Below are 20264 nucleotides of genomic sequence, written 5' to 3'. Positions count from 1 at the left end.
ACAGGGCGGACAGGGCTTCAGGCCGGCGAAGCGGTGCTGACTGCCGCTGACATCCGAGACGAGGCAGCCGGAGAGACGCGTACGCCTCGTGCCGCAGCCGGATCCAGGATCGGCCGAACGGCTCGAAGATCTCGCGGCAGCGGGCTGAGCGACGTGTGCCGGCGTGTTGTCAGGCTGGTTCCCGGCCCAGCAGCGTCGCACGCCGGTAGTACTCGTACAGCCCGTCGAAGACCGGCTTGGTGACGGCCATGGTGTGTTCGTCGTCGCCGATCATGGACAGTCCGCGCAGGACGACGTCGAGGCCGGGAGCCTCGGGGGCGTCGAAGCGTTCGTCGTCGAGGTCGGCTTCGTGGATGATCTCGGCGATGCGTTGCAGGGCGGGGTCGGCGGTCAGGTCGTAGCGGCGCAGGATGGTTTCGAAGCTGCAGTCGCCGTGGTGGTGGCCGAGTTCGACGCCGCGCATGTCGAAGGGCGTGGCGTCGGCGGGGACTTCGGCCGGGTCGGTGACGAAGAGGAACTCTGCCTGGGGGTCGACGAACCGGCGGATCAGCCAGACGCAGGCGGCGCGGTTGATGTGGATGCCGGCGCGGGTGGCCCACTTCATGCGGAGTTCTCCTCGGAGGAAGGCGAGTACGTGTTGACCGGGCGCAGGGCCGCCACCGCGGCCTCTGCGGCGCGGCGCTGCGGCGGGGGGAAGTAGTCGCGGCGCTGGACGCGGCGCAGTTCGGCGCGGAGTCGGCGAACGGTTCGTTGTCGTTCGTCGTCCGGCTGGTCGCGGGCGGCTTCTTCGGCCTGCGCCCGTAGCGCCTCGTACTCTGCGGCGCGGGCGTCGGCCATGGCCTGGGCGAGGCGGCGTTCCTCGGCGATCGCGGCCGGGTGGGCGATCCAGAGGGTGGCGTTGCCGCCGAAGTCGGTGATCTCCTCGGCGATCCACTCCAGTTGCTCGCGGGTGCGGGCGTCGGCGGGCAGCGCGACCAGGCCGTCGCTGATCTGCGCGACGCCGAGGCGCTTGAGCTTGCGCCAGACGGTGATGCGCGGGGTGGAGGGCTCGCGGGGGAGGCGGTAGGAGAGCAGCACCCACTGGCCGGGGCCGTTGGGTGTCGCAGGTGGCTGCAACGAACTCTTCATCTTCGCGGGTTCCTCGCTCCCTTCCTTCTCCGGGCATCCTGATGTAACCATGGTTGCACTTTCGCAAGCCACTCGTGCACTCAGGGACGGAGCCCCCAGCGGATGACCGCCACCGATCGCCCGGCCTCGCAGCAGGTGCAGACCGAGCCCGACCGGGGCGATCTCATACCGTTCCGTGAGGCCCTGCGGACCTGGTTCGCGATCTCGCTGCAGACTTTCGGCGGCCCGGCCGGTCAGATCGCCGTCATGCAGCGGGCCCTCGTGGAGGAGAAGCGCTGGATCGGCCAGCAGCGCTTCAACCACGCCCTGAGCTACTGCATGCTGCTGCCCGGCCCTGAGGCCCAGCAACTGGCCATCTACACCGGCTGGTTGCTCAACGGCACCCGGGGCGGTCTGGCCGCCGGCACCCTGTTCGTGCTGCCGGGCGTCGTGGCGTTGCTCGCGCTGTCCGCGCTATACGTCGGCTTCGGTACGACCGTGGCGGTCACCGGGCTGTTCGCCGGGCTCGCTCCTGCCGTGGTGGCCATCGTCGCGCAGGCCGTGTGGCGGGTCGGCCGCCGTTCGCTCACGCACCCGCTGCTGGTCGGTCTCGCGGTGGCGTCCTTCGCCGCGCTGGCTCTGTTCCAGGTGCCGTTCCCTGTCGTGATCGCCGTCGCTGGGGTGGCCGGATGGCTGATCGCCCGTTGGGCGCCCGGCGTCTTCAAGCCCGCCGCGCACGGTTCGGGAGACGGCGGACCAGCCCCACTGATCCCCGATGACGCGCTGCACCATGAGCGCCCGAGCCGCCGCCGTACAGCGCGGATCCTGCTGGTCGGCCTGCTGTTGTGGGGCCTCCCGGTGGCTGCCGTCGCGGCCCTCACCGGCACTGGGAGTGTCTTCACCACCCAGGGCTTGTTCTTCTCCGGCACCGCGCTCGTCACCTTCGGCGGCGCCTACGCCGTCCTCGCCTACGTCGCCCAGCAGGCCGTGCAGACGTACGGCTGGCTGAGCGCGGGGGAGATGGTGCGTGGACTGGCGCTGGCCGAGACCACGCCGGGGCCGCTGATCATGGTGGTGCAGTTCGTCGCGTTCCTCGGTGCCTACCGGGACGCGGGTTCCCTCGACCCGTGGGCGGCCGCTCTGCTCGGCGCGCTGTTGACCACCTGGGTCACCTTCGTGCCGTGCTTCCTGTTCATCTTCCTCGGCGCCCCGTACATCGAGCGTCTGCGCGGCAACAAGCACGTCTCCGCCGTACTGAGCGGCATCACCGCGGCCGTCGTCGGTGTCATCGCCAACCTCGCGCTCTACTTCGCCGAGCACACCCTCTTCACCACTGTGGACGACCGCACGTTCGGCCTCCTGCACCTCGCAGTGCCGGATCTCGCGACCTTCCGTCCCGTTGCCCTCGGGATCGCGCTCGTCGCCGTCGTTCTGATCTTCCGGGTGCGCTGGAGCGTTCTGCGCACGTTGGGCGTGTGCGCCGGCCTCGGCCTGGTGGCCCCACTGGCCGGGCTGACCGGAAGCTGATCCGTGTCGATCTCCGGCGGGCCGAGCCCTGTCCTCGTCCTGGAGGGGGTGACCGTACGGCGCTCCTCCGCGCTGTTGCTCGACGGCGTGACCTGCCGGGTGCCTGCCGGTGCGTGCACGATGCTGGTCGGGCCGTCAGGGGCGGGTAAATCCACGCTGCTGCGGCTCCTGAACCGTTTTGAGGAGCCCACCGCCGGGGCCGTGAGCTATCAGGGGCGCCCGCTGCCGGCCTGGGACGTGCTCGCACTTCGGCGCGAGGTCGCGCTCGTCGCGCAGCGGCCGGTCGTGCTCACCGACCGAGTGCTGGACGAACTGCGGATCGGACGCCCCGACTTGGACGAGGACGCGGCAGCCGCACTGCTCGGGCGTCTGGGTCTGCCCTCGGGTGCGGTCGGCCGGGCGACGTCCGGTCTCTCGGGTGGTGAGGCGCAACGGGTGTGTCTGGCGCGGGCCTTGGCCGTCGAGCCCCATGTCCTGCTGGTGGACGAGCCCACCTCCGCACTGGACGCGCATGCCACGAAGGCGGTGGAGAGAGTGATCGGTGAACTTGTGGCCGACGGGATGACCGTGGTCGTCGTCAGCCACGACGCTGCGCAGGTGCGGCGGATCGCCGACCAGGTCCTCGTGCTGGAGGACGGACGGCTGATCGCTTCCGGCACCGCTGACCGGATCGCCTCTCTCCAGGAGGGGGTGTGAACGCGGCAGTACCCGGCTGGGCGGGGGTGCTCGCCTCGGTGTCCCTCGTCGCGCTCACCGTGGTCGTGGCCTGGCGCCGTCGCCTGCGGCTGGGGCGCGAGATCACCTTCGCGGCCGTACGCGCCGGGCTCCAACTGGCCGCGGTCGGGGCGATTTTGCTGGTGGTCTTCAAGCACACCGGACTGGTCGGCGCCTTCGGATGGCTCGCCGCGATGACGCTCATCGCCGGGCAGGTCGCCGGCCGCCGCGCCCGCGGCCTCCCGGGCGCGACTGTCACCGCCACCACGGCCGTCGCGGTCGGTACCGCGGCCACGCTGGGGGTGCTCCTCGTCCTGGAGGTGATCGAGGCCCGGCCCAGGGTCGTCATCCCCGCGGGCGGCATGGTGGTTTCCGGTGCGATGCAGTTCACCGCCGTGGTCCTGATACGGCTGCGGGACGAGGCCCGTACCGCGCGGCTCCAGGTCGAGGCACGTCTCGCGCTCGGTCTGTCCGCCGCCGACGCCTTCGCCCCGCACCTGCGGTCAGCGCTGCGCACCGCGCTCATCCCCGTGATCGACTCCACCAAGACCGTCGGCCTGATCAGCCTGCCCGGCGCGATGACGGGTCTCATCCTGGCCGGAGTCGACCCGTTCACGGCGATTCGCTACCAGATCGTCGTGATGTACATGCTGCTGGCCGCCTCGGCCCTCGCCGTGCTGACCGCGGCCCGCCTGACCGAACGGGTCCTCTTCGACGAGGCCCACCGCTTGCGCCCGCTCCCCGATCAGTCGCCGATCTGACGGCTTCCGTGTAGCTTTTTTCATGTGCGTTGAGGAATGCTCCCTTGCAGTTCCTCCGAATCGTTGACGGCCCCCACTTTGAGGATTAAACCGATGGGCCAGGCGCGTCGTTGAGCGCCATTCCCGCATAAGGATGGCGAAAGTCCTGCAGTGACCATGGCTCCAGCGACTCTTCCGCCGGTAAAAAATGCTGCCCGCGAACAGAAGGGATCGATCATGGCGACCAGCGTTGCTCCACAGCCCACCGACTTCTCCCTGGATGTGATGGGCCGATACGTCTGCAACGGCCTCGACGAGGCTCTGGCCAGCACTGATACGGCCAAGCATGCGGATGCGCGACCCTTCGACCTGATCGTGCTGGGCGGTGGCAGTTTCGGCGCCGTGCTCGCAAGTCATCTCTTCTTCAACGACACCTCCCGCACCCACCGAACCCTTGTTCTGGAAGCCGGACCCATGGTCCTCCCGGAACACACGCAGAATCTTCCACCTCAGTTGAATCCTGGAGAAGTCTGGGGCGTTCCCTGGAATTCCGACAGCCCACAGACGTGGAATCAGCGATTCCCCGGCCTCGCGTTCTGTCCGGGCGGACGGTCGTTGTTCTGGGGCGGCTGGTCGCCGTACTTCATCGACACCGAACTGGACGGCTGGCCCAAGGCCGTCACCGACGACCTCACCACCCCGGCCGTACCGGCCCACAACCCCACACGTTCCTACCTGGATGCGGCCGCCGAGCAGATCGGCACGAGCCAGACCAACGACTTCGTCTACGGCCCGCTCCACGAGGCCCTGCGCAGCAGGCTGTACGATGGCCTGCGCTCCCGTGCCGGCGCAGGCCAGACCGCTCTCGTCGGCAACCGGGGTACGCCGATGACCGCGACCCAGCCGAAGGAGCAGCTGCTGCGGGAACTCGACGCCCCGCTGGCCGTGCAGTCGGCGTCCCCACGCCCGGGGTTCTTCCCGTTCAACAAGTTCAACGGGATCCAGTTGCTGATCCGCGCGGCCCGGCTGGCCCAGACGGAGGCCGAGCAGAGCGTGGTGGGCGGGCCCGCCGAGCGGGACGTGAAGAAGCGCCTGATGCTCGTCGACAACACCAAGGTCATCAGGCTGGAGCGCCAGGGCGGACACATCACCAAGGTGGTCACCAACAAGGGCACGGTCGACGTCCCCGCCGGCGGGCACGTCTTCCTCGCCTGCGGGACGGTGGAGAGCACCCGGCTCGCCCTGGCCACCCTCCCCAACGCACACGGTCTGATCGGCCGCAACCTCATGGCGCACATGCGCTCCAACCTCACGATCCGGCTGCCCCGCGCCTCCCTGGGCAAGGCCCTCGCGGGCATCCAGGAGCTGGCCGTCTCCACGCTGTTCGTCAAGGGCGTCCACACCCACACCGACCACAGCACCGGGCACTTCCACCTCCAGATCACCGCCTCCGGCGTGGGCGCGATGGGCATCGACTCCGAAGCCGAGTTGTTCAAGAAGATCCCCGACCTCGACACCCTCGACCGCTTCCGCGATCTGACCGACGAATGGGTTGTCGTCACCCTGCGCGGCATCGGCGAAATGACCGGCGACAAGACCTCGGCCGACCCCCGCAACCGGATCGCGCTGGACCACCAGGGCCCGCAGGGCCCGTTCGACTACGGGCAGCCCAGGGCGCTGGTCCGGCTGGAGGCGCAGGATCCGGCCGACCCGGCCGGTCGCAACCTGGCGCTGTGGGAGGCCATGGACCAGGCCACCGACGAGATCGCGCTGATGCTCGCGAACGGCGGACCGATCCAGTACCTGGGCAGCGGCGGCTGGCAGAACACCCCGCCCGGCCCGAACGCCCGCCGTGACACCCTCTCCTCCACCCACCACGAGAGCGGCACGCTGTGGATGGGCGAGGACCCGTCCTCCTCGGTCACGGACGTCTGGGGCCGCCTGCACGAGAGCGACAACCTGCACGCCGTCGGTCCCGCCGTGCTCCCCACCATCGGCTCGCCGAATCCCATGCTGTCGGGCGTCGCCCTCGCCCGGCGCACCGGCGACCACCTCGTGCCCCAGCCTCTGCCCCCGGCCCCGGAGGCCGAGTTCCGGTACCTCTTCGACGGCACCGACAAGTCCTTCAGCCTCTGGCGCGGTGTCGGCGGCGGCGCCTTCGCCCTGATCGACGGGGCGATCGTCCCCCAGCCGGTCGGCGGCGAACTCGGACTGCTCTACTACGCCCGCCAGTCCTTCAGCGACTTCATCCTGCGCCTGCAACTCCGTGCCGGATCCGTCCAGGACAACTCCGGGATCTTCGTACGCTCCCGGGACCCCCGCCGCCCCGTCCCCGACCGGACCGACCCGACCAAGCTGCACGCGTACGTGAACCAGGCATGGGTCGCCGTCCACACCGGCTTCGAGATCCAGATCGACGACACCGCGGCACCCGACGGACTGGACAAGCATCGCACCGGCGCGATCTACGACATCGACACCGGAGGCGTCCCCGGAGGCCAGTCCTACCAGCGGCCCGCCGCGCTGGTGCCCGGCCACTGGACGGACTGCGAGATCGAGGTCCGCGGCGACACCTACACGGTGCGGATGAACGGCGCTCAGACCACGGTGTTCACCAACACCGATCCCTGGCGCGGCAAGCCCGCGAACGCCGACCCGGCATCGGGCTACATCGGACTGCAGGCCCACACCGGGATGGTCGGGTTCAGGAACATCAGGATCAAGGAACTGTGATCAAGCGGCTCTGAGCAGAAGCGTGTCCCCGCCGGGCGACGACCTGGCGGGGCCACGCGGCGGCATCGGCTCAGGAATCGGTCAGCGCGTCCAACGTCATGGCCACCAACTGACCCTCCAGCTCCGCCTGTTCGGGCATGAACGCCGCCCGGAAGGTACGGGCGTGCAGCAGGGACATCAGCCACCAGGCCGCGGCGTGCGGGTGGAGGTCCCGGCGCAGCGTGCCCGCCCTGGGCTACGACGGCTCGGGTAGCCGCCCGGTCCCGGACTGCGCCCCACCGAGCGGCTGCCCGATCCGCAGGTTCCAGCGCCCGGACCGTCCGCTGAACTCCGTCGAGGTCAGCGGTGGCACGTCGATCCGCCAGAAGGCCGACTCCGGCGCCCCGAGAGCCCGCACCACCGCGGCCCGTACGGCCTCAGGATCCACCACGACGACAGTCCGGCCCGCAAGCCGCTCGGCCGACTCGACAATCCGGTCGCAGAAGTCCCGTACCGACTCCCCACCGTGCGGCGCGGACGCCGGATCCGCCATCCACAGGGCAAGGCCCGGTCCACAGCGGTGAGTGTGCCGGCCGCAGTCCGCGCGAGCCGAAGTCCGGTGCCGTCCTGCTCGCGACGGCGCCGGACTACTCCTGTGCGTGCCGGATGGCGTCCAGCACGATGTGGGCGATGTGTTCGTCGGTGAGGTGGTATCGGATCTCGCGGGCCTGGCGGCGGGTCGTCACGATGCGGGAGTTGCGCAGGATCCGCAGGTGCTGCGAGACCAGCGGCTGGCTCACCCCGAGGGCGGTGACCAGTTCGTGGACGTACTTTCCGCCCTCGGACAGCTCGCGCACGATGCCGAGACGGACGGGGGAGGCCAGCGCCTTCAGCAGGTCACTGGCGGCCTCCAGGGCACGTAGCGGTTCGTCCGCCGGAGCTGTCGGGGAGGGAGGTGTCATTGCCACATACATACATTAGCAAGTGACAATGATTCCAGGTCCGGCTCAAGTTGCCGGGCGCTGGTCCGGGTCAGTGGTCGTCCCAGTGGCCGTCGTGCGCAGCGTGACGGTGGCCGTCGTGCACGTAGTCCACGTGGTCCTCGTGCGGCACGGCCACATGCCCGCAGCCCTGGCCGTGCTGGTGGTCGTGGCCCTCGTGGGTGGTGTGGCCGGCGCTTGCGCACTCGTCGACGTGGCCTTCGTGAGCCTTGTGGAGGTGGCCGTCGTGCGCGTAGTCGGTGTGGTCGCCGTGCGGGATGGCGACGTGGCCGCAGCCCTCGCCGTGGGTGTGCGTGTGGTCGTCGTGCCTGCGGTGCTCGGTGGCGGTGGTCATGTGGTGCTCCTCGTGGTGCTCTCCGGTCGCCTGCGGCTCGTACTCCGCAGGCAGTGCGTGGCCACATTAACATATGGCAATTCACGCATATGTTCAGGGAAGTCCACCCGCTGTGGGCGCAGTTGACCCCCCGTGGGCCGGGCCGTGCCGGTCGCCGACCAGGTCGTCAGCCGGGATCCCGCACGCCGAGCCGCAGGTGTTCGATGTGGTGGACGGCCTGGTCGAGGAGTTGGGCGACGTGGTCGTCGTAGAGGCGGTAGACGATACGGCGGCCGTCGCGCCGCCCGGTGACCAGGCCCAGGGTGCGCAGCAGCCGCAGTTGGTGGGAGACCGCGGACTGCTCCATCCCCACAGCGGTGGCGAGTTCGGTGACCGAGTACGCGGACTGGCGCAGGGCGGTGAGGATCAGTAGTCGGGAGGGTGTGGCCAGTGCCTGGAGGGTGGCGGCCACCGAGACGGCGGTCGACTCGTCGAGGCGGGCGGCCGCGATGACGTCGCGGCCGCCCACGGCGTCGCCGGGAGGCACCGGCTCACCGGCGTGCACGGAGCCGGGCCTCGCGCGGTGGGCGGATGAACTGCAGTTCCAGTGTGGCCGGGGGCTTCGCCATCCCGGGGCCGCCGTCCGCCGCCCAACGCAGGACATCGTCCGTGCAGTCGTCGTCCATGGCGAAGCCGATCCAGGTCGCCCGGCCACCGGCCCGGCGTCCGGCGGCGGAGGGCTGGACGACGATGACGTTGGCCTGGTCGCAGGGGCCGAGGCAGTCCGTCGTACGGACCTGGAAGCCGTGCTCGGCCGCGGCGGCGCGCAGCCGGTCCAGTTGCCAGGCGTGGTCGGTGCCGGGGTGCTTGCGGGGGTTGCCGCAGCAGCAGCCCCGGCAGACGACCAGCGTGCACGGACGGTTGGCCGCGCCGCCGATCGACACCGTACGGGCAGTGGAGGTGGGGGTCGGCGGCGTACGGCGGTTCACAGCGCCGTCCGCGAGGGCAGGCCGTAGGCCCGGACGCGGCCGTCGCGGTGGGCGGTGATCAGCAGGTGCGGTCCGGCCCAGGCCAGCGCGGCGACGGCAGAGTCGACGTCGTGCAGCGTGCGCACCGGGCGCAGCCGGTTGGCGGGCTGTCCGGCGGTGGCGTACCACAGTGCGACCGTGCCGTCGTGACCGCCGCTGGCGAGGTGCCCGGCAGGGCCGGGCCGCCAGGCGAGCGCGGTGATCGTCTCGTGGCGGCGGAGCTGGCGTGGCGCGGTGCCGGCCGGACCCTTGCCGGAGAAGTCCCAGACCGTCAGGTCGGGGGCGCCGTCGGCGGCGAGCCAGAAGCCGGTGTCGTCGAAGGCGAGGCGAGAGACCTTCTCCGGGTAGCCGGACATGGTCAGTTCGCTGCCGTCCCGGGTGCGGGGAGGCTTGGCACAGTGGATGGAGGCGTCCTGGTTGCCGCTGCAGATCCACTTCTCGGTCGGGGCGACGGCGAGCGCGAGGTGCGAGCCGATGTAGGGATAGGTGACGACGGGCTGGGCGGTGTGCCTCTCGTGGCCGCGCACGGCCCCGTATGCCGCCACGGCCAGCCGCCGCCCCCGGCGCAGCCAGGCGAGGTCGGTGACGGTGGACGCGGCAGGTTCCGTACGCCACAACTCCTCGCCGTCGGCGTCGAGTACGAGCGCCGTGCGTCCGGAGGCGATGGCCACCCGTTCGTCGTTGGCCCAGGCGGCGGAGGAGGACCAGGCGCCGGATTCGCGTACGACGGTGCGGCCGTCCGAGCGCCGCCACAGCGCGTACCCCATGGGCCCGGTGACCGCCAAGTGCCGGGCGGTGGGGGACAGGTGACTTTTCAGGGCGCCGCCGGGCAGGTCGAGTGCTCCCATCTCGGCGCCCATCGCGGCATCGAGGACGCGGACCGTGCCCTCGGCTCCGGCGACGGCCACCAGGTCACCGCGCGCGCTGAGCGCGACGGGTGCGTCGTCGATGGTGATCTCCCAGGCGACGGTCAGTGCCTGGTCGGGTGCGGTGATGCTCACGCGGCGGCTCCCGCCGTGGCCAGGCAGTCGGCGAAGCCGCGCTCCAGCTCGTCGCGGTCGAGGTTGCGGCCGATGAAGACCAGCCGGTTGCGGTGCGGCTCGCCGGCTCGCCACTGGGCACCCTCCTCGCCCATCAGCAGCATGTGGACGCCCTGGAAGACGTACTGCCTGCTCGAACCGGCGATCGCGAGGATGCCCTTGGAGCGGAAGATGTCGGCGCCCTTGGTGCGCAGCAGGTTGCCCAGCCAGGCATTGAGGCGGGCGTCGTCGACCTCGCCGTCGAGTTCGATGCCGACGGAGGTGACGGTGGTGTCGTGCTGGTGCTCGGTCTCGGTGAGGAAGGACGGGTCGTCTTTGAGGACCCGGTCGAGGTCGAAGGCGCCCACGTCGAGGATCTGCTTCAGGTCGACCTCGGCGTTGCGGGCGCGCAGGATCTGCACGGGTGCATTGATGGCCTTCACGCGTGCCTCGACCTCGGCGATGGTGGTCTCGTCCACCAGGTCGGTCTTGTTGAGCACGATTCGGTCGGCGAAGGCGATCTGCTCGACCGCCTCGTTCTCCACACCCTCCGGCTTCACCTCGTTGAGGTGCTGCAGCACATGAGCGGCGTCGACGAGGGTGATGATGGCGTCCAGGCGCAGTTGAGCGGCGATCTCGTCGTCCATGAAGAAGGTCTGTGCGACGGGGGCGGGGTCGGCCAGGCCGGTGGTCTCGATGAGGATGTGGTCGAACTTCTCCCGGCGGCGCATCAGGGCGCCCAGGATGCGGATGAGACGGTGCAGCAGATGCAGCCGTTGTTCATCTCGAAGATCTCTTCTTCGGCGTCGAGGACGAGGGCGTCGTCGATGCCGATCTCGCCGAACTCGTTCTCGATGACGGCGATCCGCATCCCGTGGTGCTCGGTGAGGATGCGGTTGAGGAGGGTGGTCTTGCCCGAGCCGAGGAAGCCGGTCAGGACGGTGACGGGTACTCGCTCGTCGCGAGGCGCGTCCGTCGCGGTTGCTTCGGTTGTCGTCATCGGGGTCAGGCTCCTTCGGGTGCGGAGGTGAGCAGGGCGGACTTGAGGTCGTCCTCGGTGACTTTGTCGGTGGGTTGGTGCAGGGTCCAGCGGCGGGCCGGCCCGTTCATCGGCAGGACGGCGACGACCGTCTCCAGGGGCGGGCAGCCCGGTTCGGTGCAGGCGAGTTGGCGGATCATGACGGCGGTGTCGTCGTCGAGGTCCAGCAGGGTGCGCACGGTTTCCTTCAGCTCGCGCAGGTGCGGGCTTGGTGCGGCGGGGTTTCCCGGCCCGAATCCCAGGGGCATGGCGGCAGTTCTCCTCACTCGGTGGCGGGTTGGCATCCGGCGCAGACGCCGGTGAGTTCGACGGTGTGCTCCACCGCGGCGAATCCGGAGTCGGAGGCGATCCGTCCGGCCCACTCCTCGACGACCTCGGAGTCCACCGGCCGGCTGCTGCCGCAGGCGCGACAGATCAGGTAGTGGCGGTGGCTGTCGCCGGGCCGCCATCTGTAAAGCCGTTCACCGGCGCTGGCTTGGATGACATCGACCGCGTCCGCGGCCTCCAGGTCACGCAGTCCTCGGTACACGGTGGTCAGGCCGATCCGTGTGCCTTCGGCGGTCATGCGCGCGTGCAGATCCTGCGCGGAGATGAAGTCGTGACAGTTCGCAAGAGCTTCCAGAAGGGCCGAGCGCTGCCGGGTGGGCCGCTGTTGGGTCGTCAGGTCGCTCACACCACGTTCACCCCCTAGTGCCGCACCAAATCCAGGCTAGATGAAAATGAAACCCATATCCATATGAACGATAGCTCATGTGTGGGTGGGGATGCGAGTAGGGCCGCCTGACCGAGGGGGTGGTTCCGGGGAGGGGCAGCGAAACTCAGGCCGACGAGGGGGGAAGGCGTCGGCTGTCCGCGACACGGAGGGGGCCGGTCCGGTGGGGGGCTTCGACGGGTAGCCGGTGTCGGAGTGCAGGTTGTCCATCCTGCGGATGGGCTCGTCGGGCCGAGGGCGTGCTCGGATCAGCGCACGCGCCGTTCCTCCAGTGGTGCGGCCCGCAGTCGCGCGGTGGTGTCGCTCGGCAGGTGGGGGGTGTGTCTTACGAGTCGGGCGGAGTTGGCGACCACGGCGATGCTGCTGGTGTTGTGGAGCAGGGCGGCCAGGACGGGGTTGATGGAGCCGCCGGCGCCGGCGATGAGGCCGGCGAGGTTGACGCCGATGGAGAGGGTGTAGTTCTGCCGTACGACGCGCAGGGTGTGCCGGCTGAGTTCGACGGCGGCGGCGACGTTACGCAGGTCGTTTCCGGCCAGGGCGATGTCGGCGGTCTCCAGGGCGACGTGGGAGGAGTGGGCGCCCATGACGATGCCGACGTCGGCGAGCGCCAGGGCGGGGGCGTCGTTGGTGCCGTCGCCGACCATGGCGACGCTGTGGCCGTCTGTCTGGAGGTCGCGTATCAGCTGGAGTTTGGCCTCGGGCAGTGCGTGGGCGTGGACCTCGGTGATGCCGAGGGTGTCGGCGACGGCCTGGGCGGTCTCGGGTGCGTCGCCGGTGAGCAGCACGATGCGGGTGACGCCGAGGTCGGTCAGCTGGCGGACGACGGTGTCGGCTCCGCCGCGTACGGCGTCGGACAGGCCGAGCATGCCGATCAGCCTGTCATCGTGGGCGAGGCAGATGACGGTCTCGCCAGCGGCGCGCAGGCGGCTCGTCCAGTCCCGGGCGACCTCGGAGAGTTCCAGGCCGTGGCGGCGCAGCAGGGCGGGGCTTCCCACCAGCAGGCGGCTGCCGTCGAGTTCGGCGCGTACGCCCATGCCGAGGACGACCTCGCAGGCTTGGTGGATGGGGATGTGCAGGTGCTGTTCCTCGGTGCGCCGGACGATGGCTTCGGCGAGCGGGTGGCGTGCGTGCAGTTCGCCGGAGGCCGCGAGGCTCAGCACCTGGTCGGCGGTGACCGTCTCGTCGAGGGTCACCACGCTGGTGACGAGGGGGCGGCCGAGGGTGAGGGTGCCGGTCTTGTCGAAGACGACGGCGGTGACGCGGCCGATGCCTTCGAGGTGGGTGCCGCCCTTGATGAGGGTGCCGCGGCGGGCGCCGTTGCCGATGGCCGCGCTGATCGCGGTCGGGGTGGCCAGGCCCGCGGCACACGGGCAGGCGATCAGCAGCATCGTCATCGCCCGACGCGCGTCCCGGGTCAGCACGTACGTGACCCCGGCGAGGGCGAACGAGACGGGCACGAAGCGGCGGGTGAAGGCGGCGGCGACGGTCTGGATCGGAGCCCGGTCGGCCTGCGCCTCCTCGACCCGGCTGATGATCCGCCCGACGACCGTGTCCTGCCCGACCGAGGTGGCCCGCACGGTCAGGGAGCCGGTGGAGACGAGGGTGCCCGCGTACACCTCGCTGCCGGGCTGCACGTACACCGGGAGCGCCTCGCCGGTGATGGCCGCCTGGTCGACCAGTGCCTCGCCGGACTCGGCGGTGCCGTCGACGGGGATGCGGTGGTGTTCGTAGACCGCGACCACGTCCCCGGCCCTGACCTCCGTGAGGTCGACCTCCACCTCCACGCCGTCGCGGACCAGCCAGACCCGCTCCTCGCCGATGGAGAGCAACTCCTCGATGGCGCGCCGGGTTCGCCGCAGGGTGATGGCCTGCAGGAACTCACCGATGTTGAGCAGCCACAGCACCATGAGCGCGACCACGTTCTCGCGCAGCACGAGGGAGATCACGGTCGCCGTGGTCACCAGCAGGTCGGTGCCGGCGTGGCGTCTGCCGCCGAGGGTGCGTGCGGCGCCGCGGAAGAAGGGCAGCCCGGTGAAGACGGTGACCGCTCCGAGGAATCCTGCCGAGCCCGCCGGGGTCCACGGAGGCCGGCCGAGCAGGCGTCGCAGGCCCACCAGGGCGAGCACCGCCCCGCCGACCACCAGCCGCGCGACCTCGCCAGTGGAGGAGTCGGGTACGGACCGGCTGGCCCGGGCGGGCACCCCTGGCGGCGGCGCTTCCTCCAGGGCGGCGACCAGCCGGTCGATGTCAAGGAGGTCGGGCCGTACCCAGACGATCACGGCACCGGTGCGCGGGAAGATGCGCAGTGCCCGAAAGCCCGGCAGGTCGGTGAACCGCTCGTCGACGAGCCCGGCGCAACCGGGCCGGGCCCGCAGCCAGGGAACCGTCAGCCGTATGCGGCCCGCGACGGCGGACGAGCGGGGGCGGAGCCGAGGCCGGGTACGGGAACGCCGCCGGGTGCGGACGGGCCGGACATGGCCATTCGCCTCTCAGTGCTCGTGGTCGTGGTCGTGCCCCTCGACACCGACCGCCGAGGGCGGCGGCGCCTCCTCACCCATCTGCTCCCGGGCCTCCGCCAGCAGGTCTCCTGCCCTCAGGCGGGCCTCCTCGGTAGCCTCTCCGAGCCATCGTCCCGTGGTGATGCCGCCGGCGATGCCGCTGACCAGAAGCCTGCGGGCCGCGGGTTTCGCCTTGGGCGCGGCCTTGGCGACTCCCCGCAGGACCAGTACGCCGGCGGTTCCGGACAGGGCGTAATGCGTGATGCGGCCCACGACCGCACCCGCAAAAGCGGCGGGATGCATCATGGTCTCCTTCCGCGGAACGGCTTCGACCGTCTTCGACGCGGTAAGTCCATTCTCGCCCCGTGGCAAACATCGCGCACCAGTCGTTCTGAACCACGCCCGTGGCCGCGCAGGCCGCGCCGACGCGAGTTAAGTTCTTGGTAAGGATTTCCATATCGGATGACCGAAAGATGGTCTTGATATCCGTGTGCCGAAGCCGGGACAGGCTGAGCTCGGCGGACAACTCACCTTGCTGCGGAGGGATCCTCCATGCGTGCGTCCTCGTCCCGACGTCTGGCGCCGCTGATAACCAGCGCCTCCCTGCTCTTCCTGGCCGGCTGCGGTAACTCGTCCGACTCCGCGAGCGGCACCGATGCCTCGCAGGGCCCCACTTCCTCGTCCGCCATCCCGGTGGTGGCCTCGACGAACGTCTACGGCGACATCGTCGAGCAGATAGGCGGCGGGAAGGTGAAGGTCACGTCGATCATCAGTGACCCCGACCAGGACCCGCACTCCTACGAGGCCAACACCCAGAACCAGTTGGCGCTGTCCAAGGCCAAGGTCGTCGTCGAAAACGGCGGTGGCTACGACGACTTCATCGACCGCATGCTGAAGAGCAGCGACAACTCCTCCGCCGAGGTGATCAACGCGGTCAAGGTCTCCGGTAAGACCGCCCCGGCAGGCGGGGAGCTCAACGAGCATGTCTGGTACGACTTCCCCACGATCAGCAAGGTGGCGGACAGCATCGCCGCCGCCCTGGGCAAGGCCGACCCGGACGACGCCGCCACCTTCACCAAGAACGCGGACGACTTCAAGGCGAAGCTGAAACCGCTGGAGGAGAAGGAAGCCCGGATCAAGACCGACCACGGCGGCGAGGAAGTGGCCATCACCGAGCCCGTGCCGCTGTACATGGTCGAGGCGAGCGGGCTCGAGAATGCGACGCCCGAGGAGTTCAGCGAGGCCATCGAGGAAGGCGACGACGTCTCTCCGAGGACCCTGCAAGAGACGCTGGCGCTGTTCACCGGCAAGAAGGTCAAGGCGCTGGTCTACAACGAGCAGACCTCCGGTCCGCAGACCGAGAAGGTCGAGCAGGCGGCCGAGGGCGCCGGAATTCCCGTCGTTGCCGTGACTGAGACGCTGCCTGAGGGCAAGGACTACCTCGGCTGGATGACCGCCAACGTCGACGCGCTCGCGAGCGCGCTGGACAAGTGAGGTAGCCCACCGTGGCCTCCTTGCCCCGCGCCCGCGAGAGCAGGACCGAGGACCCGGACCGTGGCGCGGACGCCGCGGTGATCAGCCTGCGCGGCGCGGCCCTGGCCTACGGCGAGCGCGTGCTGTGGCAGGACCTCGACCTCGACGTACGTCCGGGTGAGTTCCTGGCCGTGCTCGGCCCCAACGGATCCGGCAAGACCAGCTTCGTACGTGCTCTGCTGGGGCAACGGCCGCTGTCCGCGGGCACGCTGACGGTTCTGGGCCGTCCGCCGAGCAAGGGCAGTCGGCACATCGGCTATATCCCGCAGCAGGCGACGCTGTCCGAGCACGCGATGCTGCGCGCCCGGGACCTGGTCCGCTTCGGCATCGACGGCCACGGCTTCGGACCCCGACTGCGCACGGCCGCCGTACGCCGCCGGGTGGATGAGGTCCTGGAGTCGGTGGGTGCCGCCGCGTACGCGGACGTCCCGGTCGGTCTGCTCTCCGGCGGCGAGCAGCAGCGCGTGCGTGTCGGGCAGGCAATGGCGACCGACCCGCGGATCCTGCTCTGCGACGAGCCGCTGCTCTCCCTCGACCTGCACCACCAGCGGGCTGTGACGGAACTGGTGGACGCCCGGCGCCGCTCGCACAACACAGCCGTGGTCTTCGTGACCCACGAGATCAATCCCGTCCTGGGGCTCGTGGACCGCGTGCTGTACCTCGCCCGCGGGAGCTACCGGGTCGGTACTCCGGACGAGGTACTGACCTCCGAGGCGATGTCCCAGTTGTACGGCACGCAGGTCGACGTCGTCCGTGTCCGGGGCCGGATCACGGTCGTGGGCGTGCCCGACGAGGTGGCCGAGCCGCCGCATCACCCCGAACTGCCGCACGGAGTACGGCCATGACGATCGCCGACGGGATCTGGCAGCAGATCTTCAGCTTCGACAACTACGGCGAACTGCTCGCCCTCGTCCGCAACTCCCTGATCGCCGGCGCCGCGCTCGGCCTGGTCGGCGGTCTGGTGGGGGTCTTCGTGATCAGGCGGGACCTGCCGTTCGCGGTGCACGGGATCAGTGAGCTGTCGTTCGCTGGCGCCTCGGCCGCGCTGCTGCTGGGCGTGAACATCGTGGGCGGCTCGATTGTCGGGTCATTGATCGCGGCCGGGGCGATCGGTGTGCTCGGCTCGCGCGCCCGGGACCGAAACTCGGTGATCGGCACCCTCATGCCCTTCGGCCTGGGACTGGGCGTACTGTTCCTTGCCCTGTACAAGGGCCGCGCGGCGAACAAGTTCGGCATCCTCACCGGGCAGATCGTCGCCGTCGACACCCCGCAGATGTCCTGGCTGCTCGGCACCTCGGCCGTGGTGCTCGTGGCGCTGGCGGTCATGTGGCGGCCGCTCACCTTCGCCAGCGCCGACCCGGACGTGGCCGAGGCGCGAGGTGTGCCGGTCCGCGGGCTGTCGTTCGCCTTCATGCTCGTACTGGGCCTCGCGGTCGCGCTGTCCGTGCAGATCGTCGGAGCGCTGCTGGTCCTCACCCTCCTTGTCACCCCGGCGGCCGCCGCGGCCCGCATCACGGCCTCACCGGTACTGCTGCCCGCGCTGAGCGTCGTCTTCGCCGTGGCCTCGATCGAGGGCGGGATCCTGCTGGCCCTGGGCAGCAGCATCCCCATCAGCCCGTACGTCACCACGATCTCCTTCTCGATCTACCTCGCCTGCCGGCTGGTGGGCACGTACCGGACCCGGCAGTGGGGAACCGGACGAACAGTTCCCGAGCCCGGCTGACCAGCACTTGCGCCTTGCCTTCTGGCATCTGATCTCCCTCGTCAGCAGTGAGGGTGCCGCCGAACACCTGCGTCCTCGGCCCCGCATCCGGTCGAGGGCCCACCTACAGCGCCCCTGCGTCACTCGCCGCCGTCCATGCCTCCAGACATCACGGCAATCCCATTGCCAGCCCTTTATGAAAATGATTATCATCTTGTACGTGCCCGAGGGGGCATGAACATGACCCATGGGGGTTTCTCTTGCGTACCCGCAGACGCCTGCTGACCGTCACCGGCATCGCCGCCGCCGCGCTCGCCACGGCCGGTCTCAACACTTCCGCCTTTGCCGCCACCACCCTGAGCAGCGGACACGTCGACGTCCTCGACGCCGAGTGGGACGGCGCCGACCTGCACCTGCACGTCCACGACGAGGAGACGAACACCGAGTACGACCCGGTCGATGTGACCTTCTCGGTGCCGGCGGCCGCGAAGGTAGCCAACCCGGGCTGCGGCTTCCTCGGCTCCGGCAGCCAGGTCTGGCTGCTGCCGGACACCGAGGTCGAGGCCGACGCCGCCGGGGTGCTCTTCCCGGGCATCTCCACCGAGCACCTCACCACCGGGGTCTTCGCCAACAACAACGTCACGTACACCCTGGTCAGCGCCACCCGCAACGGTGCCGCCACCGAGGACTTCAGCATCTACGCGGGCAGCTGCGCCCGCTGGTTCGACAGTGACACCAGCACGACCAGCTTCAAGTCCAGGACCTTCGCTGTCGGCACGCACAACCACGCCAACTGGGCCTTCGAAGAGGCCGGCACCTACCAGCTCACGTTTCGCGTCCGGGGCACGGTCGGCGGTGTGACGGAGTCCGCCACCGAGACCTTCACCTTCAACGTCACCTCATGATCCGGGCCCTGACGCGCGACAGACGCGCCGTCACAAGTGCGGCGCTCATCGCGGCGACCGCGGTGCTCCTGGGCGCGGCAGGGCTGGTCGCCGGCGGCAGCGGGAACGCCCGCGCCGCCGGCGGTGCCGTCGTCCTGGACGACGGCGAGCTCGATGTCACGCCCCGACTGGTCGACGGGAAGCTGGAGTTGCAGATCGACGACCGCAGTGGCGACACGACGGTCGTGCGCGAGCCGTCCCAGCTCGTGCTGCACGCCCCGGCGTCCTCCCTGCAGTACACCGCTGACCCGGTGGCCACGGCTCTCGGCACGACGAACATGGACTCCTGGCAGCTCAATGGCTGGGAGGCGGAGAACATCTTCGCGCCCGAGCCGGGCTGGAACGGCTCCGCGGCGGGAGGCGCCACCGAGGTCACGCTGTCCGGGTACGAAGGTCCCGGAGACTTCGGTCTGGCCCTGTACACCCGCGAGATGGACAACGCCAATGCTCCGGCGACCGCCTATCTCGGCAGCTCGGCCTCCGTTCAGCGCACCTTCACTCTGCCGGGCGACGAGGAACGGCTGCTGCCCATCTGGCAGTTCACCGCGGAGGGCGTCTACCGGCTCACCTTCACCGTGACGAGCGGCGGCTCGTCGGACACCGAGACACTGGCCGTAGTGGTGGGCGACGACGTCGACCCGTCGACCGTCCTGCCCGGTGACGGCTCCACTCCGACGGCTTCCCCGACCGATTCGCCGACCGGCTCGGCGACCGCGAGCCCGTCGCCCACCGCTCCGGCGGCACACGTCATCGCCGAGGGTCACGTCGACCTCGCGGCACGTCCGGCAGACGGCGACCTGGAGTTCCAGATCAAGGAGGGCACCGAGCTCAACCACAAGTGGTACGAGCCGGGCAAGGTCGTCATGCATGTACGGCCCGCGGCCAAACGGAAGATCCCGGAGGGGTACGAGTTCCTCGGCACGCCGGGTGACGCGGTGTGGTGGCTGCCGCTGCAGCAAAACGCCGGCATCGTGTGGCCGGGCTGGAACACCACGGAGTTCGCCAAGGCCGACCTCGACGGCCGCGTCTCCTTCCGGCTGGACTCCGTGCAGGGCCCCGGAAACATCGCGATGTTCCACAACGGCGCGATGGGCGTCCCGGTCGTCTCGCTCAACAGTGGTGACGGTCTGCCCGACGCCCACACCCTGGGTGCGGGCACGCACAGCCACTTCGACTGGGTGTTCGGTGCCGAGGGCGTCTACCGCACCACCTTCACGGTCAGCACGACTCTCGCCGACGGCACGAAGGTCAGTGACACGGAGACCATCGCCTGGGTGGTCGGGGACGACGTGGATCCGTCGACCGTGCCGCCGGGTGAGGGGGACGAGCCGACGGCCACCCCGTCGGAATCGGCCTCCGCGACGCCGACCGCGACCGCGTCCCCGTCGGAGTCCGCGTCCGACTCGCCGAGCGCCTCGGCCCCGGCAACCGACCCGGGCTCCGGCTCGTCTGGTACCGGCGGAAGTTCGTCGACGGGCGGCAGGGGCAGCACCAGCGGAACCTCGGCGACCGGCGGCCTCGCCTCCACCGGCGCGCAGGTCGGTGTGATCGCGGGCATCGCGGTGACCGCCCTGCTGGTGGGTGGCGGTGCGGTGTTGTTCGTACGACGTCGCCGTACCGCTCAGTGAAAGCTCCGCGTACGACGGACCGGCGCATGGCAGCCACCCGGTCCGTC

22 protein-coding genes and 1 pseudogene are annotated in these 20264 nt (G+C 70.1%); 9 read left to right on the top strand and 14 right to left on the bottom strand.

All coding sequences use genetic code 11. The features are described 5' to 3' along the window. Positions 1-169 precede the first annotated feature (169 nt). Both H4N64_RS25035 and H4N64_RS25030 read right to left on the bottom strand, forming a co-directional pair. On the bottom strand, positions 170-604 hold the full coding sequence (locus tag H4N64_RS25035; RefSeq protein ID WP_186284657.1) for a chromate resistance protein ChrB domain-containing protein: 435 nt from the start codon (positions 602-604) through the stop codon (positions 170-172). Then, entirely contained in the window at positions 601-1128 is a 528-nt protein-coding gene (locus tag H4N64_RS25030) for a Chromate resistance protein ChrB (RefSeq protein ID WP_186284656.1), read from the bottom strand. The genes H4N64_RS25035 and H4N64_RS25030 overlap by 4 nt, the downstream gene beginning before the upstream one ends. 102 nt (positions 1129-1230) lie before the next feature. On the opposite strand from H4N64_RS25030, the gene chrA reads away from it, so the two are divergent. The 4 genes from chrA (at position 1231) to H4N64_RS25010 (ending at position 6821) form a co-directional block, all read left to right on the top strand. Beyond that, complete coding sequence (chrA, locus tag H4N64_RS25025) at positions 1231-2634, top strand: chromate efflux transporter (protein ID WP_186284655.1); 1404 nt, start codon at positions 1231-1233, stop codon at positions 2632-2634. A gap of 3 nt (positions 2635-2637) precedes the next feature. Continuing rightward, positions 2638-3330, top strand: a complete 693-nt coding sequence (locus H4N64_RS25020) for an ATP-binding cassette domain-containing protein (protein ID WP_186284654.1) — start codon at positions 2638-2640, stop codon at positions 3328-3330. After that, positions 3327-4109, top strand: coding sequence for an ABC transporter permease (locus H4N64_RS25015; protein ID WP_186284653.1), 783 nt, complete (start codon positions 3327-3329; stop codon positions 4107-4109). Before H4N64_RS25020 ends, H4N64_RS25015 begins: the two co-directional genes overlap by 4 nt. Positions 4110-4325: 216 nt before the next feature. Beyond that, positions 4326-6821 (top strand): 3-keto-alpha-glucoside-1,2-lyase-like domain-containing protein, encoded by a 2496-nt coding sequence (locus tag H4N64_RS25010; protein ID WP_186284652.1) that lies wholly within the window; start codon positions 4326-4328, stop codon positions 6819-6821. A gap of 235 nt (positions 6822-7056) precedes the next feature. Here the strand turns inward: H4N64_RS25010 and H4N64_RS25005 are convergent, their stop codons facing one another. From H4N64_RS25005 to H4N64_RS24955, 12 genes and pseudogenes are all read right to left on the bottom strand, one after another. Continuing rightward, positions 7057-7353, bottom strand: coding sequence for a histidine phosphatase family protein (locus tag H4N64_RS25005; RefSeq protein ID WP_186284651.1), 297 nt, complete (start codon positions 7351-7353; stop codon positions 7057-7059). Positions 7354-7447: 94 nt separating this feature from the next. Beyond that, positions 7448-7762, bottom strand: coding sequence for an ArsR/SmtB family transcription factor (locus H4N64_RS25000; RefSeq protein ID WP_186284650.1), 315 nt, complete (start codon positions 7760-7762; stop codon positions 7448-7450). Between the two features lie 70 nt (positions 7763-7832). Then, positions 7833-8135 (bottom strand): hypothetical protein, encoded by a 303-nt coding sequence (locus H4N64_RS24995; protein WP_186284649.1) that lies wholly within the window; start codon positions 8133-8135, stop codon positions 7833-7835. A gap of 166 nt (positions 8136-8301) precedes the next feature. Beyond that, a complete protein-coding gene (locus H4N64_RS45500; RefSeq protein ID WP_186284701.1) occupies positions 8302-8643 on the bottom strand; it encodes a metalloregulator ArsR/SmtB family transcription factor in 342 nt (113 codons plus the stop codon). A 22-nt stretch (positions 8644-8665) separates the two neighbouring features. Beyond that, the gene (locus tag H4N64_RS24985; RefSeq protein ID WP_418896292.1) at positions 8666-9103 is read right to left on the bottom strand and encodes a (2Fe-2S) ferredoxin domain-containing protein; all 438 of its coding nucleotides are present in this window, start codon (positions 9101-9103) and stop codon (positions 8666-8668) included. Beyond that, positions 9100-10143: a WD40 repeat domain-containing protein gene (locus H4N64_RS24980; RefSeq protein WP_186284648.1), complete on the bottom strand. Its 1044-nt coding sequence runs from the start codon at positions 10141-10143 to the stop codon at positions 9100-9102. Before H4N64_RS24980 ends, H4N64_RS24985 begins: the two co-directional genes overlap by 4 nt. Continuing rightward, positions 10140-10529 carry a GTP-binding protein gene (locus tag H4N64_RS46430; RefSeq protein WP_336246801.1) on the bottom strand — a complete coding sequence of 130 codons (390 nt, stop codon included), beginning with the start codon at positions 10527-10529 and terminating at the stop codon, positions 10140-10142. The genes H4N64_RS24980 and H4N64_RS46430 overlap by 4 nt, the downstream gene beginning before the upstream one ends. Positions 10530-10631: 102 nt before the next feature. Continuing rightward, positions 10632-11161, bottom strand: a pseudogene (locus tag H4N64_RS45490) (CobW family GTP-binding protein); the annotation flags it as partial. A gap of 5 nt (positions 11162-11166) precedes the next feature. Beyond that, complete coding sequence (locus H4N64_RS24970; protein WP_186284647.1) at positions 11167-11448, bottom strand: hypothetical protein; 282 nt, start codon at positions 11446-11448, stop codon at positions 11167-11169. A gap of 14 nt (positions 11449-11462) precedes the next feature. Further along, on the bottom strand, positions 11463-11873 hold the full coding sequence (locus H4N64_RS24965; RefSeq protein ID WP_186284646.1) for a transcriptional repressor: 411 nt from the start codon (positions 11871-11873) through the stop codon (positions 11463-11465). A 287-nt stretch (positions 11874-12160) separates the two neighbouring features. After that, positions 12161-14191 carry a heavy metal translocating P-type ATPase gene (locus tag H4N64_RS24960; protein ID WP_336246798.1) on the bottom strand — a complete coding sequence of 677 codons (2031 nt, stop codon included), beginning with the start codon at positions 14189-14191 and terminating at the stop codon, positions 12161-12163. Between the two features lie 210 nt (positions 14192-14401). Continuing rightward, positions 14402-14716 carry a DUF1490 family protein gene (locus tag H4N64_RS24955; protein ID WP_260859955.1) on the bottom strand — a complete coding sequence of 105 codons (315 nt, stop codon included), beginning with the start codon at positions 14714-14716 and terminating at the stop codon, positions 14402-14404. Positions 14717-14962: 246 nt separating this feature from the next. On the opposite strand from H4N64_RS24955, the gene H4N64_RS24950 reads away from it, so the two are divergent. From H4N64_RS24950 to H4N64_RS24930, 5 genes are all read left to right on the top strand, one after another. Continuing rightward, the gene (locus tag H4N64_RS24950) at positions 14963-15904 is read left to right on the top strand and encodes a metal ABC transporter substrate-binding protein (RefSeq protein ID WP_186284645.1); all 942 of its coding nucleotides are present in this window, start codon (positions 14963-14965) and stop codon (positions 15902-15904) included. Positions 15905-15924: 20 nt separating this feature from the next. Continuing rightward, positions 15925-16788, top strand: a complete 864-nt coding sequence (locus H4N64_RS24945; RefSeq protein ID WP_222109378.1) for a metal ABC transporter ATP-binding protein — start codon at positions 15925-15927, stop codon at positions 16786-16788. After that, a complete protein-coding gene (locus H4N64_RS24940) occupies positions 16785-17666 on the top strand; it encodes a metal ABC transporter permease (RefSeq protein WP_186284644.1) in 882 nt (293 codons plus the stop codon). The genes H4N64_RS24945 and H4N64_RS24940 overlap by 4 nt, the downstream gene beginning before the upstream one ends. A gap of 239 nt (positions 17667-17905) precedes the next feature. Further along, positions 17906-18550 carry a choice-of-anchor M domain-containing protein gene (locus tag H4N64_RS24935; protein WP_186284643.1) on the top strand — a complete coding sequence of 215 codons (645 nt, stop codon included), beginning with the start codon at positions 17906-17908 and terminating at the stop codon, positions 18548-18550. Beyond that, positions 18547-20217, top strand: a complete 1671-nt coding sequence (locus H4N64_RS24930; protein ID WP_186284642.1) for a choice-of-anchor M domain-containing protein — start codon at positions 18547-18549, stop codon at positions 20215-20217. Before H4N64_RS24935 ends, H4N64_RS24930 begins: the two co-directional genes overlap by 4 nt. Positions 20218-20264: the final 47 nt, after the last annotated feature.

Origin of the sequence: Streptomyces cupreus (genome assembly GCF_014257025.1) — a bacterium.
In the GTDB taxonomy this organism is placed as follows: Bacteria; Actinomycetota; Actinomycetes; order Streptomycetales; family Streptomycetaceae; genus Streptomyces; species Streptomyces cupreus.
The sequence above is the reverse complement of the archived record's forward strand: the minus strand, read 5'-3'. Positions and strand labels throughout refer to the sequence as shown.

What these genes read in the sequence shown, in the direction of transcription:
- H4N64_RS25035 (WP_186284657.1), bottom strand. Translation starts at nt 604, where the DNA reads ATGAAGTGGGCCACCCGCGCCGGCATCCACATCAACCGCGCCGCCTGC.
- H4N64_RS25030 (WP_186284656.1), bottom strand. Translation starts at nt 1,128, where the DNA reads ATGAAGAGTTCGTTGCAGCCACCTGCGACACCCAACGGCCCCGGCCAG.
- chrA (WP_186284655.1), top strand. Translation starts at nt 1,231, where the DNA reads ATGACCGCCACCGATCGCCCGGCCTCGCAGCAGGTGCAGACCGAGCCC.
- H4N64_RS25010 (WP_186284652.1), top strand. Translation starts at nt 4,326, where the DNA reads ATGGCGACCAGCGTTGCTCCACAGCCCACCGACTTCTCCCTGGATGTG.
- H4N64_RS25005 (WP_186284651.1), bottom strand. Translation starts at nt 7,353, where the DNA reads ATGGCGGATCCGGCGTCCGCGCCGCACGGTGGGGAGTCGGTACGGGAC.
- H4N64_RS25000 (WP_186284650.1), bottom strand. Translation starts at nt 7,762, where the DNA reads ATGACACCTCCCTCCCCGACAGCTCCGGCGGACGAACCGCTACGTGCC.
- H4N64_RS24995 (WP_186284649.1), bottom strand. Translation starts at nt 8,135, where the DNA reads ATGACCACCGCCACCGAGCACCGCAGGCACGACGACCACACGCACACC.
- H4N64_RS24970 (WP_186284647.1), bottom strand. Translation starts at nt 11,448, where the DNA reads ATGCCCCTGGGATTCGGGCCGGGAAACCCCGCCGCACCAAGCCCGCAC.
- H4N64_RS24955 (WP_260859955.1), bottom strand. Translation starts at nt 14,716, where the DNA reads ATGATGCATCCCGCCGCTTTTGCGGGTGCGGTCGTGGGCCGCATCACG.
- H4N64_RS24950 (WP_186284645.1), top strand. Translation starts at nt 14,963, where the DNA reads ATGCGTGCGTCCTCGTCCCGACGTCTGGCGCCGCTGATAACCAGCGCC.
- H4N64_RS24940 (WP_186284644.1), top strand. Translation starts at nt 16,785, where the DNA reads ATGACGATCGCCGACGGGATCTGGCAGCAGATCTTCAGCTTCGACAAC.
- H4N64_RS24930 (WP_186284642.1), top strand. Translation starts at nt 18,547, where the DNA reads ATGATCCGGGCCCTGACGCGCGACAGACGCGCCGTCACAAGTGCGGCG.